Origin of the sequence: Pseudoalteromonas sp. SIMBA_162 (assembly GCF_046535955.1) — a bacterium.
GTDB classification, from domain to species: domain Bacteria; phylum Pseudomonadota; class Gammaproteobacteria; order Enterobacterales; family Alteromonadaceae; genus Pseudoalteromonas; species Pseudoalteromonas marina.
Genome location: NZ_JAWJBQ010000290.1, coordinates 1 through 278, shown reverse-complemented (window position 1 = coordinate 278; position 278 = coordinate 1). Strand labels below are relative to the sequence as shown.

Here is a 278-nt window from a genome sequence, read left to right as displayed (position 1 = left end):
CCGATGGCCTCCAATCTCCACGACCTGCCTGACAGCCCCTGCATCGGCGTCTGCTCGACCCTCTTCGACGAAGTCTGCAAGGGCTGCGGCCGCACGGCCGCCGAAGTATCGAACTGGGTGTTCCTGAGCGACGACGAAAAGCGGGCCGTGTGGGAGCGCATCACGCGCGAAGGCACCGCGATGCGCTTCCAGTACGACAAGCTGTAAGCCGTCCCGCGTCGGCGCATGCCGACGCGATGCGCCCGCCCCGGGCGCCGCTGGCCCGATCATGGGCCGGC

At 69.1% G+C, this 278-nt stretch carries 1 protein-coding gene; it reads left to right on the top strand.

The genetic code is table 11. From position 1 onward, the window contains the following. Positions 1-207 (top strand): DUF1289 domain-containing protein (locus tag R0J88_RS19725; protein WP_410900834.1); only part of this gene is annotated, 207 nt, incomplete at its 5' end. Positions 208-278 lie beyond the last annotated feature (71 nt).